Genomic DNA, 14,223 nt, shown 5'->3' with positions numbered 1-14,223 from the left:
GCTTACCAGCCTTCGCGGCGGGCCTTCGCAGCGGCGGCACCCCGACTGCTGACGCCGAGCTTGGCCAGGATGTTCGAGACGTGCACGCTCACGGTCTTGGTCGAGACGAACAGCTTCTGAGCGATCTCGCCGTTGCTGGCACCCTCCATCAGCAGGCCGAGCACCTCGCGCTCGCGAGCGGTCAGGCCGGCGAGCGCGCTGCCGCCACCGCGTCCTCCTGCCCGGCGCTGCAGCCTCCTGACCACCGGAAGTCGTGACTCGGCCTGCAGGCGGACGGCGAGCGTCCGCGCCTGGCTCAGGACCTCGGCGGCAGACGCGCCGTCGCCGGCCAGGTGGCGTCCGAGCTCGATCAGGATGTCGAGTCGAAGGCTCATCGGGCCAGCGGCGAAGGCGTCGGCCGCCTGTCGCCAGGCCTCGGTGGTGTCGTCCAACTCGGCTTCGAACAGCGCCCGCCACCGCTCGGTGGTCACCGCCGGCGCCAGCCTGGACGCCCGCTCCCGCAACCACGCGCCGTCCTGCTCACGGTCACCGCCGCCCAGCCGCAGCGCCCGGGCCGCCAGGCAGAGTGCCTGCCAGGTGAGCGCGGGGTGCTCCTGACCAGACATCGCCAGCACCGTCCGGCTGTACTGCCACGCCAGGTCTGCGCGCTCCCGGGCGAGCGCCAGCTGCACCAGATTGCGGCCGAGCCGCAGCCGGTCCTGGGGCTCCGCGTGCTCGGCGGTGAAGACCGGGGCATAGTCGGCGAGCACTGTCTCGGCGGACTCCAGCTCCCCGCGAACCAGCGCCACCTCGGCCAGCAGCAGTCGCAGGTCCATCCGCTCGTCCGCTCGCGGGTTGAGCGCCAGGGCCGGACGCGCCAGGGCGACCGCCTCATCGAGCTCGCCGAGCGCGAGCAGGCTCTCGGCCGCGTTGCTGGCCATCATCACCCCGCGCGACCGCTCGACGCCGAGATCGCGGGCGTCGTCCACGCCGGCCAGGGCGGTTTCGGCGGCCTCACGGAACCGTCCGGCCAGGTGCAGGTGGTTGCTGTAGTTCACCCGCCACCGGGTGCGCGAGCGTCCAGACGACAGCTCGCCGGCCTGTTCCAGCAGCGCCAGCCCGCGTTCGTCCTCGCCGAGGGAGGCCACCACGCAGCCGATGGTGTTCAGCAGACTGGACTCGGCCGCGGTGGCGTCGACGGCGCGAGCTATCGCCAGTCCCTCCTCTGCGGCGGCGAGGCTCTCGGCCAGTCGTCCGTCCAGCATGAGTTGGGCGCTGATGTGGTCCAGGACGTCGGCGCGCTCGGCCGTGGGCGGGTCGGACGGGGTGAGAGCCAGGGCTTCGGTGAGGATCGGCAGCGGATCCTGGCCGAGCACCCGGTATCGCACCCGGGACAGGATGACCAGCCGGCCGGCCCGGTCCAGCGGGTCGAGGTCCTCCTCCTTCAGCGAGGCCTCGATCAGCGGCAGGGCGCGTCCCTCCTCGCCGCCGTTGCGGGCGGCGGCAGCAGCGGCGTACAGCACCTCGCCCCGGCTGCCCAGGACGGCGGCGGCCGCGGGGTCGCGATCCCAGACCTCCAGGGCGTTCTCCAGCAGGCGGAGCCGGGTGAGCGGGGCGTGGCTGGGGCCGTCCAGGACCCGGCGGCAGGCGGCGAACCCCTCGGGCAGCCGGTTGGCGGAGAACAGGTGGCGGGCCAGCTCGGCGTCCCCGCCTCCGGCACCGGGGTGGGCGGCGAGCGCGTCGGCCACGCGGGAGTGCAGCCGGGTGTGTTCGCCGGGCAGCAACCGGTCGTGGATCACCTCGCGCAACAGGCCGTGCCGGAAGGCGTAGCCGGTCTCGGTGGGTACCAGCAGGCCGGCGTCCACCGCCTCGCGCAGGGCGGTGTCCAGTTCCCGGGGTGGCAGGTCGGAGAGTGCTTCGAGGATCTCCTGGGAGACGTTCAGTCCGACTCCGCAGGCCAGCCGCAGCAGTTCGCCGGCGGCCTCGGACAGGGCATAGACCCTGGCCATCAGGGCGTCGGCGAGGGTGGCGGGGAGTTCGCGTCCCTCCCGAGCACCGCGGGCCAGTTCCTCGGCGAAGTAGGGGACGCCGTCGCTGCGTTCGACCAGTCTGGCGACCAGGGTGGGACCGGCGGACGGCAGCACGCTGTGGATGAGCTCGGTCAGCTCTTCGGGTGGCATCGACTGCAGGTCGAGCCGTCCGACCCCCGGACGGCGGCTGAGCTCGGCGAGCACCGGACGCAGCGGGTGCCGGGTCGGCAGGGCGTCGGTGCGGTAGGTGGCGACCAGCAGCAGCCGGGAGTCCCGCAGCACTGCCTGCAGGAACTGCAGCAGGTGCCAGCTGGTCTGGTCGCCGGCGTGCAGATCCTCCAGCACGAGCAGCACCGGCGCCTGTCTGGCAGCATCCTCGAGCACGGCGGCGAGGGCGTCGAACAGCGCCAGCCGCTCCGGCTCGCCGGAGGTGGGGCGGTCGGCCAGGTCGGGCAGGACGTGGCTGAGTGCGGCGGTGCCGGCCCCGGCCCAGGCACGCAACGCCTCCAGCCCGAACCGCCCGGCGATCTGCTGGAGGACGGCGGAGATCGGCGCGTAGGGCATCGGAAGATTGCCGATCCGCAGGCACAGCCCGGTCAGTTGCACCGCGTCCGGGGGCAGTTCGTCGGCGAAGGCGCGGACCAGGGAACTCTTGCCGATGCCGGCCTCACCGCCGACCAGCGCCAGCCACGGCTCACCGCTGAGGACGCGTTGCCAGGCGGCACGCAACTCGGCGAGTTCAACGGCGCGGCCGACGAAAGGCACCCTCGGTGGAACCAACGGCATACCCCACATCGTGCCACGCCCGGGAGGTTCCCGGCGCGAGCCGGGTGCTCCGGTCAGGGATGGGTGATCTGCAGCCGCGGGAGGCGCCGGGTGGCCGGGTGGTGCGTCGTCCACCGCACCGTGCCGGCCAGCCCTTGCCACCAGGGCACAGCCGACTCTTCGGTGCCCCGAATCTGCCGGGCCAACCGGTTCTCGGCGGCCTCGCGGAGCAGGTCTTCGTGACGTGCCCGGCTGGATTCGCCGGAGAAGAGGATCTCAGCGGTGCTCATGTCTACAGCATCTGGCTAAGGCAGCCCGCCGGACATCAGACGATCACCCGAACTTGCCTGAGGCCCGGCGCCCTGAGGTACCTCAGACCCGCCGTCCCTACGTCAGTCAGACGCAAACCGGGTGATTTCGGGGGGTCGCGTGGATAATCCACGCGAGTGGCCTCTACTGCCCGGTTTGTGCCGGGGTCGTGGTTCGGTGGGGACGGTTGCTGCCTGACGCACAGCCGGCCGGCTGGCTGTGCCGGCTGTGCTCAGCCGCGCTGGTCGATCGGGACGAAGGGCCGCTCGGTCTCGCCGATGTAGACCTGGCGCGGACGGTTGATCTTGGTGGCCGGGTCGCGGAACTGCTCGCTCCAGTGGGCAATCCAGCCGGGCAGCCGGCCGAGAGCGAACAGGACGGTGAACATGTTCTGCGGGAAGCCCATGGCCTCGTAGATCAGGCCGGTGTAGAAGTCGACGTTCGGGTAGAGCTTGCGCTCCTGGAAGTAGGGATCGGACAGCGCCGCCTCCTCCAGCGCCATCGCGATGTCGAGCAGCTCGTTGTGCCCGGTCATCCGCTTCAGGATGGCGTCGGCGTGCTTCTTCACGATCGCCGCGCGCGGGTCGTAGTTCTTGTAGATCCGGTGGCCGAAGCCCATCAGCTTGGTGGTGTCCTTCTTGTCCTTCACCTTGCGGACGTAGGTCTGGACGTCGCCGCCCTCGTCCCGGATGCCCTTGAGCATCTCCAGCACCGCCTGGTTGGCGCCGCCGTGCAGCGGGCCCGACAGGGCGCTCACGCCGGCCGCCACCGAGACATAGATATTGGCCCCGGAGGAACCGACCATCCGGACGGTCGAGGTCGAGCAGTTCTGCTCGTGGTCGGCGTGCAGGATCAGCAGGACGTCGAGCGCACGGGTGACGTCGTCATCGAAGGGGTACGGGCCGGTCGGCAGCCCGAATGACATCCGCAGGAAGTTCTCCACATAGCTCAGCGAGGAGTCGGCGTAGAGGAAGGGCTGGCCCACCGAGCTCTTGTAGCCGTAGGCCGCCAGGGTCGGAACCTGCCCGAGCAGGCGGTAGGTGTCGTCGAGAAGTTCCTGCTCGGGGGAGAGCACCTTGCCGGTGCGGGCCGAGCCGGTGAATGTCGACAGTGCGTTGATGCCGGCGGCGAGGACGGGCATCGGGTGCGAGCGCCTGGGGAACGAGCGGAACAGCTCGCGCAGCCGCTCGTCGATCAGGTGGTAGGAGGCGATGTTGTCGGAGAACTCCTTCAACTGGGCAGCGGTCGGCAGTTCGCCGTACAGCACCAGGTAGGAGGTCTCCAGGAAGGTCGACTGCTCGGCGAGTTGCTCGATCGGGTAGCCGCGATAGCGCAGGATGCCGGCGTCCCCGTCGATGAAGGTGATCGCCGACTGGCAGGACGCGGTACTGCCGAAGCCCACGTCCAGCGTGGTGTCGCCCGTGGCCGAGAGCAGCTTGCCGATGTCGTACCCGTTGCTGCCCTGGGTTGCCTTGACCAGCGGGAGTTCGCACGTCACCTCGTCGTGGTTGAAGACCGCATTCGTCATTTCAATCCTCCACTGAAACCGCCGACCCCGGCGTCCTGGCGGGGCGGTCTGGGGGCCACCATACATGCGCTTTCACGGGCCTGGAGAGGCGCCCGCGACCCGGCGGACGCACGGTGACGTCCCCAAACTACCCCACAGATCGTTCGGAACCGAATAGTTGACAACTAAACAACCTGCTCCTACCCTAGGTTTCGTTGAGATTTCAATCATCAGGATTTGACCCGAGAGGAACCCGATCGACGTGAGCGCAACCCTTGCCGAACTGAAGGGCAGCTACACCCTGGACGCCGCCCACTCGCAGGTGGGCTTCATCGCCCGCCACGCCGTCGTCACCAAGGTGCGTGGCCAGTTCAACGACGTCACCGGCACTGCCACCATCGACGGTGCCAACCCGTCCGCCTCCTCGCTGAGCGTGGAGATCAAGACCGCGAGCATCGACACCCGCAGTGACGGCCGCGACGAGCACTTGCGCAGCGCCGACTTCTTCGACGTGGAGAAGTACCCGACCATCACGTTCGTCGCCACCGGCTTCGCGATCACCGATCCGGAGACCGTTGAGGTGACGGGTGACCTGACCATCAAGGGTGTCACGAAGCCGGTAACCGTCCCGTTCACCTACCTGGGCGAGAACGGCGATCCGTGGGGCGGTCAGCGGATCGGTTTCGAAGGGTCGGTAGTGGTGAATCGCAAGGACTGGGATCTCACCTGGAACGTGGCCATCGAGACCGGCGGTGTGCTGGTCAGCGAGAAGGTGACCCTCGAGTTCGAGATCGCCGCGGTCAAGCAGGCCTGATCGCCCATACGGACGCCCTGGCACCGCTGGTCGTCGTCTCAGCGGATGCGGTCAGCGGAGGCGAACCGGTGCCGGACGGCCTGCCGGGCGAGGGCTGCCAGTCCGTCCGGGTCATGCGGGCGTAGCGAGTAGAACGCCCGCGCCACCGGCCGGTCCGGCAGGAGATCGCTGAGGTCGCGTCGGCTCGCGTCGATGATCGCCTCGCTCGGGACGGCCGCCAGCGCCTGGCCGAGTTCGGCCAGGTCATCAGGGGTGTCCCCGAGCACGGGCAGCACCTGGGCAGCCGGGTTGCGCCGGTAGAACCGTGCCAGCGATCCGGTGGCGTACGGCTTGGGGTTGATGATGGCCGCCACGCCACTTCGCCGAGCGGCCTCGGTGCCAGCCCCGGGCCGGATCGAGTCCAGGCGCAGCGAGTCGCCCTCCTCGAGAATCACCACCGTCCGTCCGGTCAGCAGCTCCGCGCCGTCCACCGTCACCGGAGAATCGGCAGTGAACACCTGCGCGGCCGGATTGATCTGTCCGAGGGCCTCGACCAGGGAGCTGATCCGGTCGGCCGGGACGGTGTCGCACTTGTTGATGAGGATCGCGTCGGCCAGCCGCAGGCAGACCTCGCCGGGGAAGTACTCCACCGCACCGTCGGCGCGCAGCGGGTCGACCAGCACCAGGTGCAGCCGTGGCCGCAGAAAGGGCGGATCTGAGCCGGAACCGTCCCAGATCAGGACATCCGCCTCGGCCTCCGCGGCGGTCAGCACCGCCTGGTAGTCGACACCGGAGAACACCGGCACCGGGTCGGAGCCGGCGGGAGACACCTCGTCACGGCACACCGGGGCGTCGGTCTTCTGTGTGGTTGTGGACAGATGATCAACCGGGTAGGTGTTGTCGAACGGGTGGTGCTGTCGCGGATGACGTACCACCGCCACCCGCCAGCCGTCGCGGAGCAGCAGTTCGGCGAGATAGCTCGCGGTCGGCGACTTGCCCGCGCCGGCCCGCGCGGCGGAGACCGCGATCACCGGACGGCTGGTTGGCAGCATCAGGCGCGCGGGGGCGATCATCCGGAAGTCCGCGCCCGCGGCGAGCACCCGCGAAGCCAGCTGACCGACCTCCTCCTGCCGGGTCTCGGTGTAGGCGAAGACGACGTCGTCAACCCGGAGGTGGACGATCAGCTCCTCCAGCGCCACCTCAGGCAGGATCGGCACTCCGTCCGGGTAGAGCGGACCGGCCAGCGTGGCCGGATAGGTGCCGCTGTCGTCCACGCAGTACTCCCGGGAGGTGAAACCGACCACACGGTGATCGGCATCCTGGCGGAAGATCGTGTTGAAGGTGTGGAAGTCGCGGCCTGCAGCTCCCACGATGAGGGTTCGGCGTGGACCTTTCACGTCCGGCTCCTGGCGCTCGGGGGATGCCTCCAAGTTTAGTGCCGCTCGGGCTCCCGCCCGATGGTCCGGGACAATTCGGACATTCCGGACGGGACCGGGGACCGACCGCACTCGGGATGGTCCGCTCAGGGGCGTGGAAAACGGGTCGTCATCGGCAACACGGTGGACTGCCGGCCGCCCCCGATGACGGTTAGGGTCGTGTCATGGAACAGTCAGGACCCATTGTCGTCGGTTACGACGGATCGGACTTTGCGGACGAGGCCCTGCGCAAGGCGCTCTGGCTGGCAGAGAAGCTCGACGAGTCACTGATCGTGGTACGGGCGTGGACGATCAGCAACGCGCCCCGGCCGCGATCCTGGGCACCCGGCTATGTGCCCCCGGTCGAGGACTTCGCCGAGGCGGTGCTGGAGCAGCTCACGACCCAGGTGGCAGCACGGCTGGCCGATCATCCGGGGGTGAAAGTGGAGTACCTCACCCCGCACGGTGCCGCCGGACGCGAGCTCGTCAAGGCCAGCCGCGGTGCGCGGCTGCTGGTGGTCGGCACTCGCGGGCAGGGCGGTTTCGCCGGGCTGCTGCTCGGCTCGGTCTCCGACCAGGTGGTCGAGCACGCGCAGTGCGACGTGCTGGTCACCCGCCGTCGCGGGGGCGACCAGGCACCGCCGCGTCAGTTGAAGCTCGATACCGCGATCGAGCCGGACGAGGGCTGAGTCGGGCCGTAGCGGAATCCGCCGCAGGGTCAGCCGGCCAGGCCCTGCTGCTTGAGCCAGTCGGTGGCGATGGTGGCAGACGACGCCTGCTCGTTGACGCTGCGCGCGTTGAGGCCGATCAGCTCGGCGGGGGTCAGCTTGGCACTGACCGCGTCGATCGCCTGGGCTGCCTTCTCGTCCACCTTCGCGGAGACGATCGGCACCACGTTCTGCGGCAGGATCAGGCTCTTCGGGTCGGTGAGGGTGACCAGGTTGTTGGCAGCGATCGAGGGATCGGCGGAGTAGATGTCGGCCGCCTGCACCGTGCCGTCCACCAGCGCCTTGACGGTCAGCGGACCGCCGGAATCCTCCACCGGGACGACGGTGATGTCCACGCCGTAGCTCGCCTTCATCCCCTGCGGGCCGTAGGGACGGGTGGCGAACTCGGAGTTGGCGGCCACCTTCACCGGCGCGGGCACTTTCGTGAGATCGGCCAGGGAGACCAGCCCGTAGGTGTCGGCCAGTTCCTTGGTGACGTTGTAGGAGTCCTGGTCGGTGGCCTGCGCGGCGTTCAGATGGCGTAGGCCGCTGGGCAGGACGGTGTCGAGCGCGGCGAGCACGTCGTCCGGCGAGGTGGCCTTGGTCTGGCGGTCGTAGTACTGCAGCAGGTTGCCGGAGTACTCCGGCATGACGTCGATCGTGCCGGCCTCGACCTCGGGCAAGTAGATCTCGCGCTGCCCGATCTGGTACTGCCGGTCGACGGTGTAGCCGGCCGCCTCCAGCGCCTGGGCGTAGAGCTCGGCGATGATCTCGTTGGAGTAGTACTGCTGGGAGCCGACCACCAGGGTGGTGGACGGCGAGCCACCGGAGGCCGACGGACTGCCGGACGTGGTGGACTCGCCGAACGGCTGCTGCGTCGCACAGCCGGTGAGGACGAAAGCTGCCGCTGCCGCGGCCAGACCGGCGCGACCCAGCGGCCGGGTGAGCTGACGGGTGACGGTATTCATGACTGCCTTTCGGTCGGGGTGCCCGTGAAGGCTCGGCTTCGGCCAGCTTATGCGGCGGCTCCGACAGCGCCGACAGCCCGCCTGGCCAGCTGCTCGGCCACCTCGAAGACCAGGTCGAGGACGACGGCCAGCGCCACCACCAGCAAGGCGGCGGCGAGCATCTGGGTGTAGTCCTGCGTCTTCAGCCCCAGGAAGAGGAATCTGCCCAGCCCACCGGCCCCGGTGTAGGCGGCCAGGGTAGCGGTGGCGACCACCTGCAGCACGGCCGAGCGCAGGCCGCCGATCAGCAGCGGGAGCCCCAGCGGGATCTCGACCAGCCCCAGCACCTGCCAGCCGGAGAAGCCCATCCCCCGGGCGGCATCGGTGACCTTCGGGTTGATCGCCTCGACCCCGGCGTAGGCCCCGGCCAGGACGGACGGGAAGGCCAGTATCACCAGGGCGACCAGGGGTGCGACCAGCCCGATGCCGAGGGCGAGTGCGGCGAGGGTGAGCACGCCGAGAGTGGGCAGCGCCCGGGCCGCCCCCGAGGTGGCCACCACGAAGCCGCGGCCACGCCGGAAGTGCCCGACCAGCCAGCCCAGCGGGACCGCCAGCACGGCGGCGATCGTCACCGCCACCACGCTGTAGGCCAGGTGTTCGCCCAGCCTGGTCCAGATGCCGTCCGGGCCGTGGGCGCGGGCCGGATCGCTGAGCCAGGCGAGGGCATCGGCGAAGGGATTCATGTCGCCGCCTCCGGGAGCACCGTCTGGCGGCGCGGCAGGGCACGCGTCCACGGCATCGCCAGCCGTCCAGCCAGGACGAGCAGGCCGTCCACCACCAGCGCGAGCAGCACGGTGGCGACGATCCCGGCCAGCACCTCGGCGATGATGCCGCGCTGGAAGCCGTCGGTGAACAGCAGCCCGAGGCTGGGGACGCCGAGCACCGCGCTCACCGTCACCAGGCTGATCGTGCTGACCGCCACTACCCGGAGCCCCGCCAGCAGCACTGGCCCGGCCAGTGGGAGCTCCACCTGCCAGAACCGCCGCCAGCGGTCGTAGCCGACGGCGGTTGCCGCCTGGGTGGCGCCGGAATCGACGGCCGCCAGGGCGTCGGCCACCGAGCGGGCCATCAGCGCCACCCCGTAGAGGGTGAGTGCGGCCACCACGTTCAGCCGGTCGCGGACCGCCGTCCCCAGCAGGCCGGGCAGCAGAACGAACAGTGGCAGCGAGGGAATGGCGTAGAGCAGGCCGGTGGCGGCCAGCAGGGTCGTCCGCGACCACCGGAACCGCTGCGCCAGCCAGCCGATCGGCAGGGCGATCAGGAAGCTGGCGGCGATCGCCGGTACCGCCAGCCCCAGATGGGACCAGGCGCGGTCGGCGATCAGGCCGAGGTTGGCCAGCACCCAGCTCATCAGGACGGTGCCACCTGCCCGAGCGGCCGTCCGGCGCCGTCCACCACGATGTCCACCCCGTCCACCCGGCGCAGCTGCAGCCGGCGCTCGCCGGTCAGCCCGACGAAGTCGGCCACGAAGTCGTCGGCCGGGTTGGAGACGATCTCGAGTGCGCTGCCGACCTGGGCAGTGACCGCTCCCGCCCGCAGGATGACGAGTTGGTCGCCGAGCAGCAGCGCCTCGGAGATGTCGTGGGTGACGAACAGGATGGTCTTGTGCAGTTCGCGCTGCAGCCGCAGCAGCTCGGTCTGCAGTTCGGCCCTCACGATCGGGTCGACCGCGCCGAAGGGTTCGTCCATCAGCAGGATGTTCGGGTCGGAGGCGAGCGCCCGGGCCACCCCGACCCGCTGCTGCTGCCCGCCGGAGAGCTGACGCGGATAGCGTCTGGCCATCGCCTGGTCGAGGCCGACCAGCTCCATCAACTCCAGGGCCTGGGCGTGCGCCTGCGCGCGCTTCACCCCGTTGAGCAGCGGGACGGTGGCGATGTTGTCGATCACCCGGCGGTGCGGGAGCAGGCCGGCCTCCTGCATGACGTAGCCGATCCGGCGGCGCAGCGCCACCGGTTCGACGGTGGCGACGTCGAGGTCGTCGATCCAGACCGAGCCCGAGGTGGGGGTCACCATCCGGTTCACCATCCGCATCAGGGTGGTCTTGCCCGAGCCGCTGCTGCCGACCAGGACGGTGGTCTTCCCGCTGGGTGCGACCAGCGAGAAGTCACCCACGGCGATGGTGCCGTCGGGGTAGGTCTTGCCGACGTTGCGGAACTCGATCATGCGTGACCTCCTGGGCACCACCCTAACCAGACCCGCTGACGGCGCCCGTTCCAGGAACGATTCACCGGCACCGGACCGGCCCGGGTTCCCGGGCCGACCCGCCTGGTCAGGGTGTGCGAGATCTGGCCCGGCCGCCGACAGCGCGGTCGAGGCAGGCCCGGGTGTATGCGATCAATCCAGCGCCAGGGCCGTGCGCTGGGGCACCGGGAGTGCCGTCAGCGATCACCAGCCCGGTTTGCCGCACCAACCGAACAGACGCGCCGACGGCGACGCGCAACTGCCTCCACGCGCAACCCCCACCAACGCTTCCCGGGAACCGTCGCCTTGACAGGGACGTGGAAACACCTCACCCACCCCTGGTGGGCCGAGCCCGGGTGGCTGTCTTCGGGCGGGTGGGTTCAGGGGTGCAACGAGGAGTCCGGCTCGTCGACCACCCAGGAACCGAACCGGACGGTCAGCCCTGCGCGGGTGGGCGCGCAGACGAACGGCCCGGCGCTCACCGTGACAGCGGGATCCAGCGGGATCACCCGCACCAGGCGGAAGTCGGTGTCGGAGGTCCGGGCACGGACGGTGACCGTGTCGCCGGTGCGGCTGGCCCGGATCGTGACCCGCTGCCCGCTCCACCCCGGAACGGGGGCGACCGACCAGTCGGAGAACGGTGCGGTCACCACCGCTCCCAGCTGCAACACCCCGTCGGAGCACTCCAGGCCCGCCTTGATCCAGGTGGACGGCGAGACCCGCAGGAAGACCCCCGCCTGGTCGAACTGCTCGGGGAGGTCGGCGGTGAAACTGACCTCGACCGCCGCTTCGCCGGGCAACACCGCCAGCAGGGCGTGCTCGGAGTCGTGGATGAACCCGTAGGAGGTGGTGCGCCAGGCGTCCGAGCCCTCCTCGGCGGTGACCAGCAGATCGCCGCCGTCCGCCACCACGGCTGCCGGTGGATTGGTCCAGACGCCCTCGTCCCACGCCAGGTTCCGACTGGTTGCGGTCACGTTCCCTCTCTTCCCGGCCGGGGCCGCGATGGCCCGGCCGTGGTGCGCGGCGGGGGCAGGACTGGGCGGTGTCCGTCCCAGTCAGCCCACTGTTCGACCAGATGATAGCCAGCAGTCCTCCGGTGGCCGGGCGACGCTCCGGCCGCTCTTCACGACCAGCCGGCCCCGAGCTGGACGAATCGCCGCAGAATCTGCCTCCGTCCCGGCACCGGTGGCTAGGCTGAGAACAGGTCTGAGTCGAGTCGGTAGCGGGCGGCTTCGCCCCCTGCCGGGGCGAAGGAGGACGGGCGTGGACGAAAATCCCTGCCTCCCGCAGACGGGGGAGATGGCGTGTCCCGGCACGCCAGGGTGGCAGGACGAGCTGTTCGTCGTGCTCGACCGGTTCCCCATCCCCATCGAGGTGTTCGCCGCCGACGGCACCAGCCGGTTCGTGAACCATGCCTTCACCGAGGTCTTCGGGATCAGCGCCGACCGGGTGGTCGGCAGGCTCAATGTCCTCAGTGACCCCTTCCTCACCACGGTGCTGGGCTTCGAGGAGCACTTGCTGAGGGCTTTTGCCGGCGAGCCGGCGTCCCTCCACAACGTCCGGGTTCCGCTGGAGGAGATCCGCAGCCGGTACCAGCGGCACGGCGCGCCGGCCGGTGGGGTCGAGCTCTACCAGGACATCACCGCCCTGCCGCTGCGCGAGCCGGACGGGGCGCTTGCCTGGGTGGTGGTGCTCTTCGTGACCAAGGACGTCTACCAGTTCCACTCCGCGGTCGGCCGGGCGCGGGAGTACCTCGACAGCCACTGGCTGGATGCCTTCGACCTGGACGCGGTGGCGACCGCGGCCGGGGTGAGCCGTTCGCATCTCTCGCGGCTGTTCGGCAGATACCTCGGCAAGACCCCGTACCGCTACTACCAGGACACCAGGGTCGAGCAGCTCAAGACGGCGCTGGCCGACCCGGCCCTCCAGATCGGCGAGGCGTTCGTCCGCTGCGGCGCGGGCTACAACAGCGGCCTCGCAACAGCCTTCCGGCGTGCTGTCGGCATGACCCCTTCGGAGTACCGGAGGCGGCTGGCCGAGCTGACGACGCCGCGGGCCGGCCCGGCGGGCGAGCCACCGGACTACCGGCAGGAGGACGACAGGCTGTTTCGGATCGTCGACCTGCTGCCGATCCCGATCCAGGTGTTCCGCGCGGACGGCAGGGCGGCGTTCATCAACCGCGCGGTGCTGCGGGAGTGGAACGTGCCGGACGACACCGGGATCCTCGACAGCTTCAACCTGCTCACCGACCCGCTGGTCAACCAGCGGTACGGGCTGCGGCAGTACGTGACCCGTGCCTTCGCGGGCGAGACCGGGCTCGTGCCGGACGTCCGGATCCCGCTGGAGGCCTTCTGGGAGGTCTATCAGAAGGGGAGTGCGACGTTCGACACCGAAGCGCTCTACGCCGACATCCTGAACTTCTCGCTCCGCGACCCGGATGGCCGATTGCGGTTCGTGGTGAGCATCTTCTTCACCAACCGGATCTATCGCGGACGGCGCGAGGTGGCCAGGGCGCGGGAGTACCTGGAGAACCACTGGCGGGACCGGTACGACGCCGGCGCCCTCGCCGAGGTGGCCGGGCTGAGCAGCTCCCAGCTGTGCCGGCTCTTCCGGCAGGAGGCCGGGACGACCCCCTATGCCTACTACTGCCAGGTCCGGCTGGAGCGACTCAAGGCGGCGCTGAAGAATCCGGACCGGAGCATCGCGCAGGCCTTCGCCGCGTGCGGCCTGGAGCACCAGGGGAATGCCACCCGCTTCTTCAAGGAGAACACCGGAATGACACCCTCCCAGTACCGGGCGCTCGCCGGCCAGGAGTGATCCGGAGGACGACCTCCGCACAGGATCGACGATGCGTCCCAGTGAGAAAATCCGGGCACCCAGACGGTGGCTCCACGGTTCCGACGCTGCGTAGTATCCCTTCCAGGGAGGGGGGTGGAAGCAGGGCGTTCCCGCCGGAGCAGCCGGGCCGCGCCTGTCGTGGGCAGCGGGGGATTTTCATCAGAGATCTCGGGCCCTGCCGCGGAGCGGGCGCCCTGCTTCTTACCCTCTTGTTCCCGGGCCCCGGCTCGTGACCGAGGCGGCTCCGACCCACATCAGGGCAGGTCGGTCGAGCGGCCGATGACGCGCCCGGCGATGCTGCCGACGTGCGCTGGGCAGTGACACAGGGAGTCCCCACTGTGGGTCAGTTGGTGCGAACCGCCACCCGCGCGGCGCCGGCGCAGGCGAGGCTGCCGACCTCCCCGGAGAGCAGGCCGTCGGGACGGACGCGATAGACGACCGCGCGATCCTCGTCCTGGGCCGCGCACAGCGCCCAGTCGCCGTCCGGGGTCAGGCTGAAATCACGCGGATTGCTGCCCACCAGGCTGTGCCCGACCAGGTCGAGCCGGCCGGCGCTGGCGTCGAACCGCCACACCGCTACCGAGTCGTGGCCACGGTTGCTGGCGTAGAGGATGTCGCCGCGCGGGCTCCAGACCAGCGCGGCCGCCGTGTTCGCCGCCGGCCAGCCGGCGGGCAGGGTGGACGAGCTGTCG

At 70.2% G+C, this 14,223-nt stretch carries 13 protein-coding genes; 3 read left to right on the top strand and 10 right to left on the bottom strand.

Annotation, left to right across the window (positions count from 1 at the left end; translation table 11 throughout):
• Positions 1 to 2 precede the first annotated feature (2 nt).
• From VB080_RS13375 to VB080_RS13365, 3 genes are all read right to left on the bottom strand, one after another.
• Positions 3 to 2,795, bottom strand: coding sequence for a helix-turn-helix transcriptional regulator (locus VB080_RS13375; RefSeq protein WP_323418949.1), 2,793 nt, complete (start codon positions 2,793 to 2,795; stop codon positions 3 to 5).
• Positions 2,796 to 2,848: 53 nt separating this feature from the next.
• Positions 2,849 to 3,064, bottom strand: a complete 216-nt coding sequence (locus tag VB080_RS13370; protein ID WP_323418948.1) for a hypothetical protein — start codon at positions 3,062 to 3,064, stop codon at positions 2,849 to 2,851.
• 251 nt (positions 3,065 to 3,315) lie between these two features.
• Positions 3,316 to 4,611 (bottom strand): citrate synthase, encoded by a 1,296-nt coding sequence (locus VB080_RS13365; protein WP_323418947.1) that lies wholly within the window; start codon positions 4,609 to 4,611, stop codon positions 3,316 to 3,318.
• Between the two features lie 241 nt (positions 4,612 to 4,852).
• On the opposite strand from VB080_RS13365, the gene VB080_RS13360 reads away from it, so the two are divergent.
• A complete protein-coding gene (locus VB080_RS13360) occupies positions 4,853 to 5,404 on the top strand; it encodes a YceI family protein (protein ID WP_323418946.1) in 552 nt (183 codons plus the stop codon).
• 38 nt (positions 5,405 to 5,442) lie between these two features.
• Here VB080_RS13360 and VB080_RS13355 read toward each other — a convergent pair whose 3' ends face one another.
• Positions 5,443 to 6,753, bottom strand: coding sequence for a hypothetical protein (locus tag VB080_RS13355; RefSeq protein ID WP_323418945.1), 1,311 nt, complete (start codon positions 6,751 to 6,753; stop codon positions 5,443 to 5,445).
• Positions 6,754 to 6,983: 230 nt separating this feature from the next.
• Between VB080_RS13355 and VB080_RS13350 the strand changes: the two genes are divergently transcribed.
• On the top strand, positions 6,984 to 7,487 hold the full coding sequence (locus tag VB080_RS13350; RefSeq protein WP_323418944.1) for a universal stress protein: 504 nt from the start codon (positions 6,984 to 6,986) through the stop codon (positions 7,485 to 7,487).
• 29 nt (positions 7,488 to 7,516) lie between these two features.
• On the opposite strand, the gene VB080_RS13345 is transcribed toward VB080_RS13350, so the two are convergent.
• The 5 genes from VB080_RS13345 to VB080_RS13325 all read right to left on the bottom strand — a co-directional run bounded on the left by VB080_RS13345 (position 7,517) and on the right by VB080_RS13325 (position 11,667).
• Positions 7,517 to 8,473, bottom strand: a complete 957-nt coding sequence (locus VB080_RS13345) for an ABC transporter substrate-binding protein (RefSeq protein WP_323418943.1) — start codon at positions 8,471 to 8,473, stop codon at positions 7,517 to 7,519.
• Between the two features lie 47 nt (positions 8,474 to 8,520).
• A complete protein-coding gene (locus tag VB080_RS13340; RefSeq protein ID WP_323418942.1) occupies positions 8,521 to 9,195 on the bottom strand; it encodes an ABC transporter permease in 675 nt (224 codons plus the stop codon).
• The gene (locus VB080_RS13335) at positions 9,192 to 9,863 is read right to left on the bottom strand and encodes an ABC transporter permease (RefSeq protein WP_323418941.1); all 672 of its coding nucleotides are present in this window, start codon (positions 9,861 to 9,863) and stop codon (positions 9,192 to 9,194) included. The genes VB080_RS13340 and VB080_RS13335 overlap by 4 nt, the downstream gene beginning before the upstream one ends.
• The gene (locus VB080_RS13330) at positions 9,863 to 10,675 is read right to left on the bottom strand and encodes an ABC transporter ATP-binding protein (protein ID WP_323418940.1); all 813 of its coding nucleotides are present in this window, start codon (positions 10,673 to 10,675) and stop codon (positions 9,863 to 9,865) included. The genes VB080_RS13335 and VB080_RS13330 overlap by 1 nt, the downstream gene beginning before the upstream one ends.
• A 398-nt stretch (positions 10,676 to 11,073) precedes the next feature.
• A complete protein-coding gene (locus tag VB080_RS13325; protein ID WP_323418939.1) occupies positions 11,074 to 11,667 on the bottom strand; it encodes a DUF1349 domain-containing protein in 594 nt (197 codons plus the stop codon).
• Positions 11,668 to 11,956: 289 nt separating this feature from the next.
• Between VB080_RS13325 and VB080_RS13320 the strand changes: the two genes are divergently transcribed.
• Positions 11,957 to 13,510, top strand: a complete 1,554-nt coding sequence (locus VB080_RS13320; RefSeq protein WP_323418938.1) for a helix-turn-helix transcriptional regulator — start codon at positions 11,957 to 11,959, stop codon at positions 13,508 to 13,510.
• Positions 13,511 to 13,874: 364 nt separating this feature from the next.
• On the opposite strand, the gene VB080_RS13315 is transcribed toward VB080_RS13320, so the two are convergent.
• Positions 13,875 to 14,223: lactonase family protein (locus VB080_RS13315; RefSeq protein WP_323418937.1), on the bottom strand; the 349-nt coding region annotated here is incomplete at its 5' end.

The sequence above is a fragment of the Propionicimonas sp. genome (assembly GCF_034927565.1).
GTDB lineage: Bacteria > Actinomycetota > Actinomycetes > Propionibacteriales > Propionibacteriaceae > Propionicimonas.
Note: the sequence above shows the minus strand (reverse complement) of the source record. Positions and strands in the feature narration are given on the sequence as shown.